Source organism: Streptomyces lonarensis, from assembly GCF_012033735.1.
In the GTDB taxonomy this organism is placed as follows: Bacteria; Actinomycetota; Actinomycetes; order Streptomycetales; family Streptomycetaceae; genus Streptomyces; species Streptomyces lonarensis.
In genome coordinates this window covers 1-19345 of record NZ_JAAVJD010000014.1, presented here as the reverse complement: position 1 = coordinate 19345, position 19345 = coordinate 1, and the positions used below count along the sequence as shown (strand labels likewise).

Here is a 19345-nt window from a genome sequence, read left to right as displayed (position 1 = left end):
CTACGTGGGCGCCCGGCGCACCGGCCAGCAGCCGGCCTGGATGCGGCTGACCGCCCGGGACTCGCTGCTGCGCCGGGTCGACTGGGTCCTGATGGGCGCCGCCGGCGCCCTCTCCGTGCTGGGCTGCCTGCTGGTGTGGTCGGCCACCCGGACGCGCACCGGCATAACGGGAGGGGATCCGCAGTACTTCCTCCTGCGGCAAGTCGTCAACCTCTCCATCGGGATCGCGCTCGCCGTCGGCGTCATGTGGCTCGGCCACCACCGGCTGCGCGGCTTCGTGCCGGTCTTCTACGTGTTCACCCTCATCCTGATGCTGCTGGTGTTCACCCCGCTGGGCACCGAGATCAACGGCCAGCGCGCCTGGCTCGCGATCGGGGACTACACGATCCAGCCGGGCGAGTTCGCCAAGGTCGCCGTCATCATGGGCATGGCGGTCATACTGGCGGCCCGCGTGGACGCAGGCGACCGCGAGTACCCCGGCGGCAAGACGATGCTGCAGGCGCTCGCGCTGGCCGCGGTGCCGCTGTGCATCGTCCTGGTGGACGACACCGGCATGGCCATGGTGATCGCGGCGATCATCCTCGGCATCCTCTTCGGCTCCGGCGCCCGCATCGGCTGGACGCTGGGACTGGTCGCCGCCGGGGTGGCCGCGGCGCTGACCGTCTGGTTCCTCGGCCTCCTCGACCAGTACCAGATCGACCGGTTCGCCGCCTTCGCCGACCCCAGCCGCGACCCCTCCGGCGTCGGCTACAACACCAACCAGGCACGGATCGCGATCGGCTCGGGCGGGCTCGACGGCAAGGGGCTCTTCCAGGGCACCCAGACCACCGGCCAGTTCGTGCCCGAGCAGCACACCGACTTCATCTTCACCGTCGCCGGCGAGGAGCTGGGCTTCCTCGGCGCGGGGGCGATCATCGTGCTGCTGGGGGTCGTGCTCTGGCGGGCACTGCGGATCGCACGCGGCGCGACGGAGCTGTACGGCACGGTCATCGCCACCGGGATCGTCGCCTGGTTCGCCTTCCAGTCCTTCGAGAACATCGGGATGGCGATGGGCATCATGCCGGTCGCCGGCATCCCGCTGCCGTTCCTGTCGTACGGCGGTACGTCGATGTTCGCGACCTGGATCGCGATCGGGCTCCTCCAGTCGATCCGGATGAAACGGGCGCTGTCCGCCTCCGCCTGACCCGGCCCTCCCCGGTGCCCCGTACCGCCGCGCGGTGCGGGGCACCGGCGTGACCCAGTACGCTGAACGGCCGATCCCCTTGTCCGCGGCCCACGCCGCCGCCCGGCGGCGCGGCCCGACCGTACAGCGCGACCGACACCCCCCGGAGTTGTCACCCATGCCAGTCGAATCGGTCTTCCCGCGCCTGGAGGCCCTCCTCCCGCACGTCCAGAAGCCGATCCAGTACGTCGGCGGCGAGCTGAACTCGACCGTCAAGGACTGGGACGCCTGCGACGTGCGGTGGGCGCTGATGTACCCCGACGCATACGAGGTCGGCCTGCCCAACCAGGGCGTCATGATCCTCTACGAGGTGCTCAACGAGCGCGACGGGGTCCTCGCCGAGCGGACCTACAGCGTCTGGCCGGACCTGGAGAAGCTGATGCGGGAGAACGGCGTCCCGCAGTTCACCGTGGACGCCCACCGGCCGGTCGGCGCGTTCGACGTCTTCGGCGTCTCCTTCTCCACCGAGCTGGGGTACACCAACCTGCTGAACGCGCTGGAGCTGGCGGGGGTGCCGCTGGAGTCCGCCGACCGCACCGAGGACCACCCGGTGGTGGTCGCCGGCGGGCACGCCGCGTTCAACCCCGAGCCGATCGCGGACTACATCGACTGCGCGGTGATCGGCGACGGCGAGCAGGCCGTCCTGGAGATCACCGACATCACCCGCGAGTGGAAGGCCGCCGGCCGCCCCGGCGGACGGGAGGAACTGCTGTTCCGCCTCGCCCGCACCGGCGGCGTGTACGTCCCGCGCTTCTACGACGTGGAGTACCTGCCCGACGGCCGCATCGCCCGCGTCGTGCCCAACCGGTCGGGCGTGCCGTGGCGGGTGTCCAAGCACACCGTCATGGACCTCGACGAGTGGCCGTACCCGAAGCAGCCGCTGGTGCCGCTGGCCGAGACCGTCCACGAGCGGATGTCGGTAGAGATCTTCCGCGGCTGCACCCGCGGCTGCCGCTTCTGCCAGGCCGGCATGATCACCCGGCCGGTGCGCGAGCGTTCCATCACCGGCATCGGCGAGATGGTCGACAAGGGGCTGAAGGCCACCGGCTTCGAGGAGGTCGGGCTGCTCTCGCTCTCCTCCGCCGACCACAGCGAGATCGCCGACGTCGCCAAGGGACTCGCGGACCGCTACACCGACGACAACGTCGGCCTGTCGCTGCCCTCGACCCGGGTCGACGCCTTCAACATCGACCTGGCCAACGAGCTGACCCGCAACGGGCGCCGGTCCGGTCTGACGTTCGCCCCCGAGGGCGGCAGCGAACGCATCCGGAAGGTCATCAACAAGATGGTCTCCGAGGAGGACCTGATCCGCACGGTCGCCACCGCCTACGGCAACGGGTGGCGCCAGGTGAAGCTGTACTTCATGTGCGGGCTGCCGACCGAGACGGACGAGGACGTCCTCCAGATCGGGGAGATGGCGACCCGCGTCATCGCCAAGGGCCGCGAGGTCTCCAACTCCAACGACATCCGCTGCACCGTCTCCATCGGCGGCTTCGTCCCCAAGCCGCACACCCCGTTCCAGTGGGCGCCGCAGCTCTCCGCCGAGGAGACCGACGCCCGCCTGGAGAAGCTGCGGGACCGCATCCGCGGCGACAAGAAGTACGGCCGCAACATCGGCTTCCGGTACCACGACGGCAAGCCCGGCATCGTCGAGGGCATGCTCTCCCGCGGCGACCGCCGCATCGGCTCCGTCATCCGCGCCGTCTTCGAGGCCGGCGGCCGCTTCGACGGCTGGCGCGAGTACTTCTCGTACGACCTGTGGATGGAGGCCGCCGCCAAGACCCTGCCGCAGCAGGGCGTGGACGTCGCCTGGTACACCACCCGCGAGCGGTCCTACGAGGAGGTCCTGCCCTGGGACCACCTCGACTCCGGCCTGGACAAGGACTGGCTGTGGGAGGACTGGCAGGACGCCCTCGACGAGACCGAGGTCGAGGACTGCCGCTGGACCCCCTGCTTCGATTGTGGGGTGTGTCCTCAGATGGACACCAGCATCCAGATCGGCCCCACCGGCAAGAAGCTCCTGCCGCTGACGGTCAAGAAGTAGAGACCAGCGCGAACATGACAAATCCAGAGCGCACGGGGTCCCGCGCGGCTCGGAGCTGGGGGCACCGAAAAGGGAGCTGGCTTTGCACGCGCTGCGGCGAACGCCGTTCGCCGCTCGTTGGCGATCGCATCCCGTCGGACGTGGAGTGAGGCGAGCGGGTCGGAGGCGCTGGCCCGTCATAGAGCGGTACGTCTTTCGCGTGCCCTCCATGGGGCGCACTCCTGTTTGGCCCGGCCAAGGCGACACGCCCTCTTGACCAGCGCAGCCCGGCAAGGTGATGGTCGTGCAAGCAGGGGCGACGCGCTAGACAGGGAGGGACCTCATGGTCTTACGGTTCGTTGGCAAAGACCCTGAGTCCGGAGATCACGGTTCACCTGCTGTGTGGGTGGATCAGGAGTCGAAGGACCTCGTAATCCAGGGGTGGACCGCAGACCACCGGACTCTGGGGGAAAGTTCGCTGGACGTTGTGCTTCCCGGACATGAGTCGGTGATCAGAGTTCCGAAGCGGATGGTCCCGCTTCTCAGGGAGGCGCTTCGTGTCGCAGAGTCTGACTGACTTCTCTGACCTCCTCCGGTCAGTGCGGGAGTCAGCCGTGCATCTCGAGATGCGAGACGGGTACGGCGTGGACAGTGAGAGGGTGGGCTTCGCGGCGTGGCGAGAGGGGCACCGGATCGACCCGGATGACCGGGGTTCCTGGTGGCGTCCGTGGCTCGACCTCGTTCAGGAGGTCACGGGAAAGGGCGTAGTCATCCGACGTGCCCGCATCGTTTCGGAGCCGGTCAGCGATTACATCGCATTCGAGCATTCCGGCACCTTCACCAACGTGGCGGCAGGAGAGCAGGTGCGCTGGTTGCCCCGGCGCAGGGCTTCGGACCTGGCCCTGCCAGGCAACGACTTCTGGTTGTTCGACGGCAGACTGGTTCAGTTCAACATTTTCGACGGGCTGGGCAGGTGGGTCCACACCGACCAGACCGAGGACGCGGCCGTAGCCAAGCTATGCGCTTCGGCGTTCGAGGCGGTCTGGGAGCGGGGCACCCCGCACGCCCAGTACACCGTCTGATTCCTGGCGGGCCAGTTCATGTCCACCTCTCCGTTTTCGAGTGCCCAGGCCGCGCGTCAGGCGGTTGCGTCCCGCCTGCAAGGGCTGATGAAAGACGCGGGGTTGTCCGGTCATGAGCTGGCCCTTCGGTGCGGCTGGCACCGGGCGAAGTCCTCTCGTATCGCGCGAGGCATTACGCCGCCTTCGGATGCGGATATCCGGGCATGGTGCTCGGCCTGCGGAGCGGACCACCACGCGGCTGACCTCATTGCCGCGTCGCGGAACGCCGAGTCCATGTACGTCGAGTGGCGGCAGATCCACAAGGACGGCATGCGTCGTGTCCATGAACAGACTGTCCCGCTCTACCAGCGAACGCGTTCGTTCCGCGTGTACGCATCGAACGTCATGCCCGGAATGCTCCAAACTGCCGGGTACGCGGCAGGTCTTCTGAGGGCCATCACCATCTTTCAGGGCACACCGGATGACGTGGAAGACGCGGTGGCAGCCAGGCTCAACCGGTCGCGGGTGATCCGTGAAGGTGACCACCGCTTCGCGCTGCTTCTCGAAGAGACCGTTCTCTACTACCGGGTCTGCGATGACGAAGCCATGCGGGGCCAGCTTGAGTATTTGCTCAGTATCATGGGCCGACCGAACGTGGCACTCGGCATCATCCCCAAGCGGGCGCGCCGAACAGTGTGGCCGCTCGAAGCGTTCTACTCCTTCGACGACCAGCAAGTCGCTGTGGAGACGCTGACGGCGGAGATCAACCTGACCACTCCCGGCGAGATTCGCACATACCTACGTGCCTTCGCTGAGCTGTCGCGGGGGGCCGTGAGGGGTGAGTCGGCAAAGGGATTGATCCGGGACGCGCTCTCCGCGCTCGGATGATCCGGTGCAACAACGTGCAACAAGGTGGATACGCGTGTGCGTAGACCTCTAGCGTCGTCTGTGTACCGAGCCGGGCGGAGACCACTCAGCGGCAAGGGCGTACGAAAAGCCCCGAGCGGGGCACGCCGAGCCACATGTCGGCGCCCTGTTAAGTCCATCGACGTGGGCGCCGACAACTGTCCAGTCTCCGGAAGGCTTGTGGTGGCGGGCGAAGCAGGTGAACACGCCATGGGCCCCCGGGGGAAAGCACAGCGCCACCCGGAGTACGAGTTCCCTCCTCGGGTTGGCCTTGTCCCGAAAGCGGGAGGGAAGCCCCGGCCGGACCTCGTGAGTCTGGTGGCGCCGGCCGGACCACGTCATGCACCATCCGACAAGGAGGACTGCACGTGTCAGAGATCCTTACGCAGAGAATCATCGGTGACGCGCTCGCGGCGCGCCTGATCACGGACGTACGTAAGTCTTGGCCGGAGCTGACTGATGACCTGGGCGCGCGCGGTGTCGCGCAGCTGGAAGGGTATCTTCGCGCCTCTGCCTCCAGCGTGGAGCCGCTGACACCTTCCCTCCCGGTCGATCTCTTCTGGCACGCGCTCCTCCTGCGCACGCGGGACTACGCCGACGTGTGCGAGCTGGTCGCCGGCGGTCCGATCCACCATGTTCCGGACGACGCCGAGGGGTGCGACCCCCGGGCGGGGCGGGAGGCGATCGGCCGAACGAAGGAGGCCATGCGAGCTGTTGGCGTTGAGCCGGATGCCGACCTCTGGCCCGGCGAGGGTTCCGCTGAGTGCAGCCAGTGTCACGCGGGCTGCTCTGACAGTCCGAACGGCCCCAAGAAGTAGCGACTAGTACGCGCGACGCCCCGCAGCCGGAGGCCTCATTCGCCTGCGGGGACTCGTGCAGGATGGGCACATGACCGCAATCGACGCGAATGCGTGGAACACCTACGCGGACAGCAAGCCGCAGCGCCGACCGTCCAACGCGGCCGGAGAACTGACCTGGTTCAACTGGACGCAGTACCCGGACCACGGGCCGGGCGTCGAACTCCTCGGGCTCCGGCCCGGCGACAGGGCGCTCGACCTCGGGTGCGGCAGCGGGGGCAATGCCGCCCATCTTGCAAGCCTGGGCGTCGGCATCGTCGGTGTGGACGTGTCGACCCGGCAGTTGGCCAAGGCGCGTGAGCGCTGGCCCGATACCGCCGGGATGGATCTGCACCACGAGGACGCCCTCACGCACCTGCGGGCGTCGCCCGGCACCTACGCGGCCGTCTACTCCGTGTTCGGTGCCGTCTACTTCTCCGACCCGGCGATCCTGCTTCCGGCGACCCGGGCTGCGCTCGTGCCGGGCGGGCGTCTGGTCTTCTCCCAGCGGCCCGCCGTCGAGGGCTGCTACGGCGCGCAGGCATCGCTCATCCAGCGGGGACCGGACGAGGACCCGGCCGTCGTCCGCCGCTGGGACCACGAACCCGGCACGTGGATCGACCTGCTGCGCGCGGCGGGTTTCGTCCGCGCGCGGGCAGAGATCCTGCCGGCCCCACCCGACAGCGGCCGCACCGAGGGCACGCTCCTCGTCCGCGCCCTGCGGCCCGGCCTGCCACGGCGTGAGGACCCCGAAGGGACCGACCTCTCATGACCGTCACCCGACCGACCGACCGCGCGCTGCGGATCGGAACCCGGGCGTCGGCGCTGGCCGTCGCCCAGGCAGAGCAGGTCGCCCTGCTGCTCTCCACCGCCGTCCCCGGGCTGCGCACCCAGCTGGTGCCGACCACCACCGAGGCGGACACCTGGCACGGCGACCTGGCGTCGCTCGGGGGCAAGGGCCTGTTCGTGAAAGCGATCGACCGGCAGCTGCAACGCGGCGAGGTCGACATCGCGGTCCACTGCCTCAAGGACGTGCCCGGTGATGTGCCGTTGCCGGACGGCCTCATCTTCGCGGCGATGCTCCCTCGCGCGGACGCGCGCGACGCGCTCCTGGTCCCGGAGGGGTCGCCCGTCACCACGCCGGACGATCTGCCTCCCGGGGCGGTGGTGGCGACGGCCGCCGTGCGTCGCCGCGCGCAGATTCTGGCTCGCTGGCCGCACCTGACCGTGGTGCAGGTGCGGGGCGCGATCGACACGCGGCTGCGGAAACTCGACGGCGCCGGGGAAGGGCAGGCGGCGGATGCCATGGTCCTCGGCCGGGCGGGGCTGGAGCGACTGGGGCTGGCGGACCGGATCGTCCGTGACTTCGGGGTCGACGAGATGCTGCCGGCGGTGGGAGCCGGGGTGCTTGTGGTGGAGTGCCGCCGGGACGACCGGCCGACGCGCGATCTGCTCCGCGCCGTCGACGACCCCGCGACACGTGCCGAGGCCACCGCGGAGCGGTCCCTGCTGTACGGCCTCCGGGGCCACTGCAACAGCCCCATCGCCGGTTACTGCGTCACCACCGCCGACGGCCGGCTGGAGCTGAGGGGCATGGTCTTCAGCCGGGACGGCTCCACGGTCGTGCACACCCGCGCCCGTGGCGCGATGAGTGAGGACCCCGGGACGCTGGGAAAGCGTGTTTGCGCCGACCTGCTCCGTCAGGGCGCGCGGGACCTCATCGACAGCCCCGGGCAGTGAGCCGCCGGAACGGGCGAAGCCCCCTCCCGTCGCGGGAGGGGGCTTCCGTCGGTCGGTGCGGACCGGGCGGCGCCGGGGTCAGCTCACCGGGTGCCGGGTGGGGGTCGGCGAGGAGCCGACGGCCCCGGCCTCGGGAGCGGCTCCGACGGCGGCCACCGTCGCGGTCGGGCTCCCGGGCGGCGGGCCGAGCCTGCTGACCAGTGCCTCACCCTCGACGTCGAGGTTCGGCAGCGCGCGGTCGAGCCAACGAGGCAGCCACCAGATGTGCTTGCCGACGATTGCCATGACGGCCGGGACGATGAGCATCCGGACGAGGAAGGCGTCGGCGAGGACGCCCACGGCGAGGGCGAAGCCGATGGTCTTGATGATGGAGTCGTCCCCGAGCGCGAACCCGGCGAAGACACCGAACATGATCAGGGCGGCGGCGGTCACCACGCGCCCGCTGTGGGCGAACCCGTCGACGACGGCCTGCCGCGCCTCGGTGCCGTGGACGTACGCCTCCCGCATCCGGGTCACGAGGAAGACCTCGTAGTCCATGGCCAGGCCGAAGAGCACACCGGTCAGCAGCAGCGGCAGGATGAACAGCACGGGCGAGGTGGCGTCCAGGCCGATCAGGCCGTTGAGCCAGCCCCACTGGAAGACCGCGACGGTGCAGCCGAGCGCCACGCCGACGGAGAGCAGGAAGCCGAGCGCGGCCTTCAGGGGCACGAGGACCGAGCGGAAGACCAGGACCAGCAGCACGAAGGCCAGGCCGACGACCACCAGCAGGTAGAGGGGAAAGACGTCCGCGAGTTCCTGGGAGATGTCGACGCCCACCGCGGTCTGGCCGGTCACCATGGCCGTCGCGCCGGTCAGTTCGGGCAGCTCGGCGAGGTCGGCGCGGAGCGAGTCGACGAGCTCCTTCGTACCGGCGTCGGAGGGGCCGCCTTCGGGAATGATCGTGAAGTCGGCGAGGTCGACGGCGTCGAGCTGCCCGGCCAGTGCTGCCCGCGCCTCGGCGGAGTCGTCGGTCAGCGGCGGGACCAGGGCGCTGATCTCCCCGTCCGAGGCGGCCAGCGTCGCGTGCACCGCGTCGACGGCGCCCAGCTTGTCGTCGGCGCCCGCGGTGTCGACCACCACCAGCAGCGGCCCGTTCATGCCCTCGCCGAAGTTGTCGGCGATCAGGTCGTGGGCGACGCGGCTGTCGCTCCCCGCGGGGGCCACCCCGTTGTCGAGGATGGCGAGCTGCATGCTGCCCAGCGGCAGGGACAGCACGGCGGCGACCGCGACGCCGCCGACCAGCGCGACGACCCGGTGCCTGCTGACGGCCTTGGCCCAGCGGCGGCCGCCGGCACCGGTCGTCGCCGCGTCCTGACCAGCGGCCTCGCCGTCCGTGGCCGCGCGCTTCCGCTCCCGGACCACGCGGCGTCCGGCGAACCCGAGGAAGGCGGGCAGCAGCGTCAGGGAGATCAGCACCGCGAGCGCCACCATCGCCGCTGCCGCCACGCCCATCTGGACGAGGAAGTCGATGCCCGTGATCGCCAGACCCAGCAGAGCGATGATCACGGTCAGTCCGGCGAAGACGACGGCGGAACCGGCGGTCCCGACCGAGGCACCCGCGGCCTCGGCCAGGGGACGTCCCGCACGGACCTCGTGCTGGTACCGCGAGAGGATAAACAGCGCGTAGTCGATGCCGACGGCCAGGCCGAGCATGGTGCCCAGCGCCGGGGTGACCGAGTTCAGCTCGGTGAAGCCGCTGAGCGCCGCGATGCTCGCCGCGCCGATGCCGACGCCGATGACGGCGGTGACCAGCGGCATTCCCGCGGCGACCAGCGAGCCGAGGGTGACGGCGAGGACGACGAAGGCGACACCGATGCCGATGACCTCGGCGAGGTCGTCGTGCAGGTCGGCGCCGGCCGCGTCCCCGCCGACCACCGCGGTGATCCCGGCCGCGCCGGCGCTCTCCTTCACCGCGTCCAGCGCGTCGTGGTCGGCGGTGGCGACCTCGCCCGGCGCGGTGCTGTAGTTCACCGCGGCGTACGCGACGGTGCCGTCCTCGGAGACGGTGCCCGTGGTGAACGGGTCGGCGACGTGGTCCACGTTGGCCGTCTCGGCCAGGGCGAGCGCCTCCCCGACCGCTGCCCGGTGGGCGGGGTCGGTCAGCGATTCGCCCTCCGGTGCCTCGAAGACGATGCGGGCGGTGGCGCCGTCCGCGCCGGCACCGGGGGAGCGTTCCTCGACCAGCTCGAAGGCGTCGGTCGACTCCATGCCCTTGAGGGTGAAGCTGTCGGTGGTCTTCCCGGAGAGGGTGGCCGCGCCGACGCCGGCGAGCACCAGGAGCAGGAGCCAGGTCAGCACCACGAGCCTGCGGTGGACGAACGACCATCGGCCGAGCCGGAACAACTGCCATGCCATGGGGGAGTACCTCTTTCGTGGTGTCGGTCGTGGGTGACGTTGCGGGGCCCGTAGCAGCGGGGGCGCCGACCGGGGAGGCGGTGGCGCCGCTCGGGCGCGGCGGGGCGACGCCGGGCGGTGGCCGGCGTGTGTGCGGGCAGGGGGCGGGGCGGGAGCCCCGTGAGTCGGCGGTGTGCCGTGGTCAGCGGGGCTCGGTCGGGCTGCGGAGCCAGGCCGTGGCGTCCCCGGGGAGCCGGCCGTCGGTCAGCGGGCGGCTCGTCAGGACGACCTCGCCGGCCGGGAGGTCGACGGGGGTGTCACCGAAGTTGGTGACCGAGGTCCAGCGCGACGGGCGGGTGAACGCGAGCACCTGCTCGCCGGCGTCCAGCCAGGCGACAGGCCCCGGGGCGCGGAGCTGCCGCCGGATGTGTAGGGCTTTGCGGTAGAGCGACAGCGTGGAGGCGGGGTCCTCCGCCTGCGCGGCTGCGGACAGCTCACCGAACCAGAAGGGCTGCGGCAGGTGCGCCCCGTGGTCGCTGAAGCCGAACCAGGGAGCGTCCCCGGTCCAGGGGAGGGGAACGCGGCAGCCGTCCCGGCTCGGCACCGCCGAGTCGTCGTTGCCGGCGACGGGGTCCTGGCCGATCTCGCGGGGGAGTGCCACTTCGGGGAGGCCGAGTTCCTCGCCCTGGTAGAGGTAGGCGCTGCCGGGGAGGGCGAGCAGCAGCAGGGTCGCCGCGCGGGCCCGGTCGGGCCCGGGGCCCGCGGGCGGCGCGGTGTCGAGGGTGCCGCCGGGGGTGTCCGGGTCGAGCCGGGTCGCGTGCCGGGGCACGTCGTGGTTGGAGAGCACCCAGGTGGCGGCCGAGCCGTCGGCCTCGACCTGGTCGAGGGTGCGGCGGATCACCTCGCCGAACTCCGTCGCGTCCCAAGGGGTCATGAGGAGGTCGAGGGAGAAGATCTGGCCCAGGCTGTCCGGGGCGGTGTAGCGGGCGCGGCGGTGGGGGTCGACCCACGCCTCGGCGACGGCGAACCGCGGCGGGTCGTAGCTGTCGAAGACCTCGCGCCACTCGGCGTAGACGTCCTGGACGTCGTCCCGGTCGTAGAGCGGGTTGCGTCCTTCGCCGAAGCGGTCGCCGCCTCCGCCGCCGACCAGCACGGGGAAGCCGCCGTAGACCTCGTCCCAGGCGGGCAGCGGTTCGGTGAGGTCCTTGGTCAGGCACATCGCCGCGTCGACGCGGAAGCCGGCCACACCCCGGTCGGCCCAGAACCGCAGCGTGTGCAGGAAGTCGGCCCGCACCTCGGGGTCGGCCCAGTTCCAGTCGGGCTGGTGGGGCGTGAAGAGGTGCAGGTACCACTGGCCGTCGTCGACCCGGGTCCAGGCGGGGCCGCCGAAGAAGGCCGGCCAGTCCGTCGGGGGGAGTTCCCCGCTCTCACCGCGCCCGTCGCGGAAGACGTACCGCTCGCGGGCCCGGGAGCCGCGTCCGGCGGCGAGGGCCTCGGTGAACCGCGGGTGCCGGTCCGAGCTGTGGTTGGCGACGATGTCGATGACGACCCCGATGCCGGCGGCGGCGAGGCGCCGGACGATCTCGTCGAACTCCTCCAGGGTGCCGAGGACCGGGTCGACGGCGCGGTGGTCGTCCACGTCGTAGCCGCCGTCGGAGAGGGCCGAGGGGTAGAAGGGGCTGAACCACACGGCGTCCACGCCCAGTTCCACCAGGTGGTCCAGGCGGTGCAGGACGCCGCGGAGGTCGCCGACGCCGTCGCCGTTCCGGTCGCTGAAGCTGCGCGGATAGACCTGGTAGACGACGGCCTCACGCCACCGGTCGGCGTCGCCGGGCCGGGCGCCGGCGGTGCTGCGGGCGGGGTCACCGGACATGGTTCTCCTCGTTCTCGGCGCGACAGGGGGATGGCGCCGGCCGATCGGCGGCGCGCAGCACCACCGTACACCAAAAGTTCCGCGCGGAACTTTTCGCTACGATGGCGAAGCCGCGCCGATCCGCCGCCCGCCCGGTAGCCCACCGCGCGACCCCGGGCGACGCGGACGGAACCGGGGGAACGCCCCGGAGGACAACGGGTCCGGCCGGCGCGCGGCCCATAAACTCAGGGGTCGCGCCGATACCGAGGAGAAGGTGGTGACACCCGTGAACGACACCGGTGACCAGCCGGCGGCAGCAGCCCCCAAGGGGCGCCGAGGCCCCTACCGCAAGGGCATCGAGCGACGCCGACAGATCCTCGACAAGACCGTTGAGGTCTTCAACGAGCGCGGCTACGAACACACCTCGCTCCGCGCCATCGCCGAATCCGTCGGCCTCACCCACGCCGCGGTCAGCCGCTACTTCGGCTCCCGCGAACAGCTCTTCCTCGAAGTGCTGCGCGAGGCCGACCAGCGCGCCGAGGCCGAGCTGGCGGTGGACGGCGGCCCCGCGGCCGTGCTGAGCAGCACCGACTTCATCACCCGCGTCCCGGGGCTCATGGCGCTCTTCAACAGCATGCTGGCGCGCGCGCTGGAGTCCGACAACGAAGGGTCACGCGCCTACTTCGCCGAGCGCTACGAACGGCTGCGCGGCCAGATCCACCTGGTCCTCGAACACGGACGGGCCGTCGGCGCCGTCCGCGCGGACATCCCGCTCGATGTCGCCGCCTCGCTGCTCCTGGCGGCCATGGACGGGCTGTCCACCCAGTGGCTCCTCGACGAGAAGGTCGACATGCGGGCCGGGATGACCCTGTTCGACCAGCTGCTGAGCGCCGACCCCCCGGAGGCTCCCGTTCGCGAGGCGGAGGACTCCACCGGCTGACCGGACCTCCGGCGTCCCGGTGCTGCGTGCGGTCGAGGCACCGGGACGCGCCGAACGCCCCGCTCCCCGTGCGTGCATGGGGAACGGGGCGTTCTGGACGGTGCGGCGCCGCCGCACCGGTTCGCTGCCTCGCCTACCGCTCGGCCTGCCGGTCGCGGTGCTCCGCCAGCTCCGCGACGAAGAGGACCAGCGCCAGCACCAGGACCAGGCTGGCGCCGATGAGTACCCAGGTCGAGGCCGTCAGCACCGAGAAGTGCAGCACGAAGGCGCCGATCGAGACCGCGAGCATGAGCCCGGCGGCGGACACCCCGCTCCGCAGCCACCAGCGCTGCTGCGGTGCGGGCTCGCCGTCGGCCGCCCGGAGCGCGTAGTGGTGCACCGGCCCGAACTCCTCCTGCGGCTCGACGCCGGTCTCCCGCACGTGCCGCGCCGCGTCCTCGGTGATCTCCTTCGCCCGGGCGGACGGCACACCGTGCAGTTCCTTCAGCAGGCGTGGCAGCTCCCGCAGCCACTCCTCGCGTCCCAGCGGTCCGCGGGCCGCGACGGTCTTCTCGCCCTTGTCGTCGTGCTTGCGCAGGAAACCCCAGGCGAACGCGGCGGCCCCGACCGCGCTCAGCAGCAGGACCGGCACCCGGCCCAGCTCGGTCGCCGGCAGCAGGACGAAGGCGAGTCCGGCGGCGACCGCCAGGCCCAGCGCGGCGCCGATCCAGCCCAGCCCGGCCGACAGCCGGGTGCCGGAGAAGCTGTACCCGAGGCTGCCGGTGATCGTGGCCAGCAGCGCGAGCGTCGTGCCCACCAGGCCGCCCCAGGTCAGGGCCGTCATGAAGTCGACCGCGCCCCAGAGGAGGAAACCGGCGCCCATGGTCCACCAGCCGGTGAGGATCAGTGCGCCGTCGACGTGGTCCTGGAACGACATGGCGTCCCAGCGCCGCCCGGCACGCTCCTCCTCGGGTATGCGGTCCCGCACGACGGCGACGGCGTACTCCTCCGCGGTGCCGAACGCCGCCTCGGGGCTCTCCCCGGAATCCGCGCAGTGCTGGCCGACCTCCTCCATCACCTCGTCGGCGACCTCGTACCCCACCCCGCGGTCCGCCAGCGCCAGTCGAAGCTGTGCTTCCCAGCGCTTGTCGGTCTCCGTCATCACGATTCCTTCTCCTTCGTCCCCGTGAGATCCAGCAGCTGTCCCATCGCCGCCGAGAACCGCTGCCAGTTCTCGGCCTCCTCCCGCAGCCGCTCGCCGCCCGCGTCGGTCAGTCGGAAGACCTTGCGCCCGGGGCCGCCCTCGCCGGGCTCCCAGCGGGCCTCCACCAGGCCGTCGTTCTCCATCCGCCCCAGGACGGGGTAGAGGGCTCCGCCGCGGACGTTGCCGAAGCCGCCCGCCGCGAGTTCCTGCACCAGCGCGTAGCCGTGCTGGTCGCCTCGGGCCAGCACGGCGGCGAGCGCCAGCGGCAGTACGCCGCGCAGCCAGCTCGCTGTGGGATCCGCCGGAGGCATGTGTAGTCACCAACCCTCACTACTCGCTTGCATCGACTAGTTCGATTTCAGAATAGTGAGAGCCGGGGGTTGCTGTCCAGTCCGTCGCCGGCGGCGGGGGAGCGAGCTCGCCGACGCCCCGGGGCGCCACCCGCCGCCCCGCCGTCCGCCGCCCCGTAGGGGCGCCCGGCGTGGTGGACCGGCGCGGAACGGGGGCGCGGGCGGTGTGCCCGCCCGCTCCTGGCGCATAGAATCGGACAGCTAGTGCCTGTCTCGGCCGAAGGAATGAACCACACTGGGTAAGCGACAGCCGACCGGACCGCCTCCCGCCCCCACCGTGCAGCGGGTCCGCCTGCGTTACGCCAAACGGGGCCGCCTGAGGTTCACCAGCCACCGCGACTTCCAGCGGGCCTTCGAACGGGCGCTCAAGCGCTCCGAGGTGCCGATGGCCTACTCCGCGGGCTTCACCCCGCACCCGAAGGTGAGCTACGCCAACGCCGCGCCGACCGGCACCGCCAGCGAGGCGGAGTACCTGGAGATCGGCCTGGCGGACCACCGCGACCCCGCCGTGCTGCGGGAGCGGCTCGACTCCTCGATGCCCCCCGGGCTGGACATCACCGACGCGGTGGAGGCGCACACCGCGAACTTCGCCGACCGGCTCGCCGCCTCCTGGTGGGAACTGCGGCTCACGGGCGTGAGCCCCGCGGAGGCCGAACGGGCGGCGGCGGTCTTCCTCGCGGCAGAATCCGTCGAGGTCACCCGCCAGACCAAGAAGGGCGCCCGCACCTTCGACACCCGCGCCGCGGTGGTCTCCATGACCGTCGCGGACGGCGGGCCGGTCGCCCCCGGCGGCGGCCCCTGTGCGATACTGCGCCTGGTGGTCCGGCATCTCACACCTGCCGTACGACCCGACGACGTCCTGTCCGGCCTCCACAGCACGGCCGACCTGGCGCCGCCGGTCCCCCCAGGGGTGACCAGGCTGGCGCAGGGGCCCCTCGATGAGGAGACCGGCACGGTGACCGACCCGCTCGCGCCCGACCGCGACGCCGCCCCGGCCATCTCCACGGCCGCCGGACGGTAGGACGCGGCGGCAGAACTGGGGTTGCCGGTCAGGGACTGCGTCCACGCGCCGTGGGACGGCCCGGGACCAGGGAGCCACCCGGGTCCGGCCCGAGCCGACGTCGTGACACCGACCAACAGACTTTCGCCGTAGCCGTGCCGTGAGGGCCCGGAACCGGCGAGCCACAACAGATCAAGCTCCCGTGCGGCGGCCGCAGTCCCTGACGCGGCGCCCGGGAGCGTGACGGGAGAACCCCCGCATGCACGAGATCGACGCGTCCACCGGTACGGACGCCGCAGAACGAAGCGACACGACCCCCAGCGACACCCTGCCGCCGCGCCGCCGGCGCCGCGCGGCGTCCCGTCCGGCGGGCTCGCCCACCACCGCCGCGGAACCCGCGGTGGTCGTCGCCGAGACCTCGGCCCCGACGCCCGAGCCGGCAGCGCAGGCCCCGGAGCCCGCCGGCGCGGCCGCCGAGGAGAAGCCGGCCCGGACCCGTCGCCGCGCCACCCGCCGGGCCAGCGCACCCGCCGGCGCACCGGAGCAGCCCTCGGTCTCCGCCGCCCCCGAGGGCGCGGACCCGGTCTCCGTCGAGGACCCGATCGCCCCCGCGACCGTCCCGGCCGAGCCCGCCGCCGAGGAGAAGCCGGCGCGCACCCGTCGCCGCGCCACCCGCAGGACCGCCGCCCCGGCGGAGCAGCCCGTCTTCGTCGCCGCCGAGCAGTCCCCGGCCCCGCGCGCCGCCGAACCGGCCGCCGCCGCGCCGACCGAGGCCCCGGCCGAGAAGAAGCAGGCCGACGAGAAGCCCGCGCGCGGCCGCCGCCGCGCCACCCGCAAGTCGGCCGCCCCGGCCGAGAACGCCGAAGCGCAGTCCGTGTCCGGTACCGACCGCGCGCCCGCCGACGACCGCGCATCGGGAGCCGACCGCGCCTCCGGCTCCGGGAACGACCGCCCGGCCGGCAACCGCCGCTCCGCCCGCCCCGCCGCCGGCGTCGTCTTCCAGCCCCCCGTCTTCCGGGCGCCGATGTTCCAGACCCCGGAGAGCGCGGCAGCCGAGGCCGCCCGCGCCGCGGAGGAGCGTGCCGCGCAGCAGAAGGCCGCCGCCGCGGCCGCCGCCGACGAGGAGGAGACGGACGAGGACACCACCTCCTCCGTCGACACCACCTCCTCCGTCGACACCGGCACCGACGGGTACGCCGACACCGACGCCGACGACCACGGCGAGAACGGTGAGCGCAGCGGCCGTCGCCGCCGCCGGGGCGGCCGTCGTCGCCGCCGCAGCGAGACGGCGCAGCGCGCCGCCGAGACCGGTTCCCAGGACGACGGCGACGAGGCCGAGCCGGCCGCCGCGCGGGAGAACGCCCAGGCCGAGGAAACCAAGGACGCCAAGCCCGCCGAGGAGACCGGCGGCAACCGCCGCAGCCGTCGCCGCGCAAACGCCGCCGCCCAGGAGGCCGCGGCTGCGGCCGCCGCCGAGGACGCCGACGACACCGAGGACGCCGAGGACGCCGACGGCGGGACCGACGCCGACGCGGAGTCCGACGACGACCACGAGGGCCGTTCCGGCGGCTCCTCCTCCCGTCGTCGCCGCCGTCGCCGCCGTCGCGGTTCCGACAGCGACGAGGCGCCGAACGGCTCCGAGGACGACCCCGAGCGCACCGTCGTCAAGGTGCGCGAGCCCCGCCGCAAGAAGTCCGGTGAGCCGCAGGAGAGCTCCGACGGCGTGCAGTCAATCAAGGGCTCCACCCGCCTGGAGGCGAAGAAGCAGCGCCGCCGCGAGGGCCGCGAGCAGGGCCGCCGCCGCGTGCCGATCATCACCGAGGCCGAGTTCCTCGCCCGCCGCGAGGCCGTCGAGCGGGTCATGGTGGTGCGCCAGCACGGTGAGCGCACCCAGATCGGCGTGCTGGAGGACGACGTCCTCGTCGAGCACTACGTGAACAAGGAGCAGTCCGCCAGCTACGTCGGCAACGTCTACCTGGGCAAGGTCCAGAACGTGCTGCCCTCCATGGAGGCGGCGTTCGTCGACATCGGCAAGGGCCGCAACGCCGTCCTCTACGCGGGCGAGGTCAACTTCGAGGCCCTCGGCATGGGCCACGGCCCCCGCCGTATCGAGGCCGCGCTGAAGTCCGGCCAGCCCGTGCTGGTGCAGGTCACCAAGGACCCGATCGGCCACAAGGGCGCCCGGCTCACCAGCCAGATCTCGCTGCCCGGCCGCTACCTGGTCTACGTGCCCGAGGGCTCGATGACCGGCATCAGCCGCAAGCTGCCCGACACCGAGCGCGCCCGGCTGAAGCAGATCCTCAAGAAGATCGTCCCCGACGACGCCGGTGTCATCGTCCGCACGGCGGCCGAGGGCGCCACCGAGGACGAGCTGACCCGCGACGTCGAGCGCCTGCAGGCGCAGTGGCAGGAGATCCAGAAGAAGGCCAAGAAGGGCAACGCGCCGACGCTGCTCTACGGCGAGCCGGACATGACCGTCCGCGTCGTGCGGGACATCTTCAACGAGGACTTCTCCAAGGTCGTCGTCAGCGGCGACGAGGCGTGGTCGACCATCCACGGCTACGTCTCCAACGTCGCCCCGGACCTCGCGGGCCGCCTGGAGAAGTGGACGTCCGAGGTCGACGTCTTCGCCGGCACCCGCATCGACGAGCAGCTGATGAAGGCGCTCGACCGGAAGGTCTACCTCCCCAGCGGCGGTTCGCTGGTGATCGACCGCACCGAGGCCATGGTCGTCATCGACGTCAACACCGGCCGCTTCACCGGGCAGGGCGGCAACCTCGAGGAGACCGTCACCCGCAACAACCTGGAGGCGGCCGAGGAGATCGTCCGCCAGCTGCGCCTCCGCGACCTCGGCGGCATCATCGTCGTCGACTTCATCGACATGGTGCTGGAGTCCAACCGCGACCTCGTGCTCCGGCGGCTGCTGGAGTGCCTGGGCCGGGACCGGACCAAGCACCAGGTCGCCGAGGTGACCTCGCTCGGCCTGGTGCAGATGACCCGCAAGCGGGTCGGCCAGGGCCTGCTGGAGTCCTTCTCCGAGCCCTGTGTCCACTGCAACGGCCGCGGCGTCATCGTCCACCTGGAGCAGCCGCAGGGCACCGGCGGCGGTGGCAAGAAGAGCCGCAAGAAGCAGAAGCAGGCCGACGCGGACGCCGCCCACCAGGACGGCGCCGGGCAGCACGACCACCACGACCACGGCGACGACGGGGCCCACACCGCGGACCACCGGTCCGAGGAGACCGCCCGCGACGAGGCGGAGACCGCCTCCGCGCCGCTGGCGGCCGACGAGGAGCTGTACAGCAGCGTCGCCGAGGCCGAGGACGCGGCCCGTCGCGGCCGTGGCCGCCGCCGCTCCCGCAAGGCGTCGGCGCCCGCCGGCCCGCCGGTCGCGAGCGGGGACACCGACGCCGAGGTCCTGGACGACGTCCCGGCCCCGGCCCGGGGAGAGGCCGACGTCGCGCAGGCGGCACCCGAGCCCGCCGCCGTGCCCGAGCAGGCAGCCGTGGAGCCCGCCGACACCGCGGAGCCCCGGCGCCGCCGGCGGGTGAGCCGCAAGGCGTCCGCCCCGGCGGGCCCGCCCGCTGCGGTGCAGGAGGACGCGGCCGAGGAGGCCGTGGTCACCGTCGAGGCCGCGCAGCCCGCCGAGGAGACGGGTCCGCCCGCCGCCGAACCGGAGCAGGCGGCCGAGCCGGCCGAGGTCGAGGCGCCGGCACGCCGCCGGTCCCGCTCCACGCGGAAGGTGTCGGCACCCGCCGGCTCGCCGGCCGCGTCCGAGACCGCCGTGCTCGTCGTGGACGCGCCCCCGGCCGAGCCCGAGGCGCCGGTGACGGCAGCCGAGGAGCCGGCAGCGGCCGAGGCC

General features: G+C 72.3%; 14 protein-coding genes. 10 read left to right on the top strand and 4 right to left on the bottom strand.

The genetic code is table 11. The features are described 5' to 3' along the window. Positions 1–40: 40 nt before the first annotated feature. From rodA to hemC, 7 genes are all read left to right on the top strand, one after another. Positions 41–1183 carry a rod shape-determining protein RodA gene (rodA, locus tag HCN56_RS03895; protein ID WP_167968068.1) on the top strand — a complete coding sequence of 381 codons (1143 nt, stop codon included), beginning with the start codon at positions 41–43 and terminating at the stop codon, positions 1181–1183. A gap of 157 nt (positions 1184–1340) precedes the next feature. Further along, positions 1341–3266, top strand: a complete 1926-nt coding sequence (locus HCN56_RS03890; protein ID WP_167968046.1) for a TIGR03960 family B12-binding radical SAM protein — start codon at positions 1341–1343, stop codon at positions 3264–3266. A gap of 536 nt (positions 3267–3802) precedes the next feature. Beyond that, on the top strand, positions 3803–4327 hold the full coding sequence (locus HCN56_RS03885; RefSeq protein ID WP_167968045.1) for a DUF6879 family protein: 525 nt from the start codon (positions 3803–3805) through the stop codon (positions 4325–4327). An 18-nt stretch (positions 4328–4345) separates the two neighbouring features. Next, the gene (locus HCN56_RS03880) at positions 4346–5194 is read left to right on the top strand and encodes a helix-turn-helix domain-containing protein (protein ID WP_167968044.1); all 849 of its coding nucleotides are present in this window, start codon (positions 4346–4348) and stop codon (positions 5192–5194) included. A gap of 386 nt (positions 5195–5580) precedes the next feature. Beyond that, on the top strand, positions 5581–6030 hold the full coding sequence (locus HCN56_RS03875) for a glycine-rich domain-containing protein (protein WP_312871035.1): 450 nt from the start codon (positions 5581–5583) through the stop codon (positions 6028–6030). A 70-nt stretch (positions 6031–6100) separates the two neighbouring features. After that, the gene (locus HCN56_RS03870) at positions 6101–6820 is read left to right on the top strand and encodes a class I SAM-dependent methyltransferase (RefSeq protein ID WP_167968043.1); all 720 of its coding nucleotides are present in this window, start codon (positions 6101–6103) and stop codon (positions 6818–6820) included. Continuing rightward, positions 6817–7788 (top strand): hydroxymethylbilane synthase, encoded by a 972-nt coding sequence (hemC, locus tag HCN56_RS03865; RefSeq protein ID WP_167968042.1) that lies wholly within the window; start codon positions 6817–6819, stop codon positions 7786–7788. Before HCN56_RS03870 ends, hemC begins: the two co-directional genes overlap by 4 nt. 78 nt (positions 7789–7866) lie before the next feature. On the opposite strand, the gene HCN56_RS03860 is transcribed toward hemC, so the two are convergent. Together HCN56_RS03860 and HCN56_RS03855 are read right to left on the bottom strand one after the other, a co-directional pair. Then, positions 7867–10182, bottom strand: a complete 2316-nt coding sequence (locus HCN56_RS03860; protein ID WP_167968041.1) for an MMPL family transporter — start codon at positions 10180–10182, stop codon at positions 7867–7869. Positions 10183–10363: 181 nt separating this feature from the next. After that, the gene (locus HCN56_RS03855) at positions 10364–12034 is read right to left on the bottom strand and encodes an alpha-amylase family glycosyl hydrolase (protein ID WP_167968040.1); all 1671 of its coding nucleotides are present in this window, start codon (positions 12032–12034) and stop codon (positions 10364–10366) included. A gap of 265 nt (positions 12035–12299) precedes the next feature. Between HCN56_RS03855 and HCN56_RS03850 the strand changes: the two genes are divergently transcribed. After that, complete coding sequence (locus tag HCN56_RS03850) at positions 12300–12953, top strand: TetR/AcrR family transcriptional regulator (RefSeq protein WP_312871034.1); 654 nt, start codon at positions 12300–12302, stop codon at positions 12951–12953. Between the two features lie 133 nt (positions 12954–13086). Here the strand turns inward: HCN56_RS03850 and HCN56_RS03845 are convergent, their stop codons facing one another. Then, positions 13087–14094, bottom strand: coding sequence for a DUF1129 domain-containing protein (locus HCN56_RS03845; RefSeq protein WP_167968038.1), 1008 nt, complete (start codon positions 14092–14094; stop codon positions 13087–13089). Next, a complete protein-coding gene (locus tag HCN56_RS03840) occupies positions 14094–14447 on the bottom strand; it encodes a PadR family transcriptional regulator (RefSeq protein WP_167968037.1) in 354 nt (117 codons plus the stop codon). Before HCN56_RS03840 ends, HCN56_RS03845 begins: the two co-directional genes overlap by 1 nt. Positions 14448–14763: 316 nt before the next feature. On the opposite strand from HCN56_RS03840, the gene HCN56_RS03835 reads away from it, so the two are divergent. Continuing rightward, positions 14764–15507 carry a TIGR03936 family radical SAM-associated protein gene (locus HCN56_RS03835; RefSeq protein ID WP_167968036.1) on the top strand — a complete coding sequence of 248 codons (744 nt, stop codon included), beginning with the start codon at positions 14764–14766 and terminating at the stop codon, positions 15505–15507. A 238-nt stretch (positions 15508–15745) separates the two neighbouring features. After that, positions 15746–19345, top strand: a 3600-nt coding sequence (locus HCN56_RS03830; RefSeq protein WP_167968035.1) for a ribonuclease E/G, incomplete at its 3' end; no start/stop codon positions are given.